Genomic DNA, 301 nt, shown 5'->3' with positions numbered 1-301 from the left:
GCCCCCGCCGACTACGGCACCATCTTGGTTTTTGTAGAAGAAACCATCGCAAGTTGCACAGGCGGAAACGCCTTTGCCGGCACAGGTTTCTTCGCTTGGCAACCCTAAATATTTGGCGGATGCGCCGGTGGCAACGATGAGCGCATCGCAGGTGTAGTCGCCCATATCGCCTTTGAGGGTAACCGGACGGTATTGCAAATCACCGGTGTGGATTTGGTCGAAAATCATTTCAGTGCCGAAGCGTTCGGCATGAGCTTGGAAACGGGCCATTAGTACCGGACCTTGTACGCCTTCGGCATCG

Annotated in this window: 1 protein-coding gene; it reads right to left on the bottom strand. The window is 55.1% G+C overall.

All coding sequences use genetic code 11. The features are described 5' to 3' along the window. Positions 1-301, bottom strand: a 301-nt coding sequence (locus ACTHRE_RS11095) for an FAD-dependent oxidoreductase (protein WP_440345278.1), incomplete at both ends; no start/stop codon positions are given.

The organism is Neisseria sp. P0001.S007, from assembly GCF_051963655.1.
Lineage (GTDB): Bacteria > Pseudomonadota > Gammaproteobacteria > Burkholderiales > Neisseriaceae > Neisseria > Neisseria subflava_A.
This window is presented reverse-complemented; position numbering and strand designations above follow the sequence as displayed.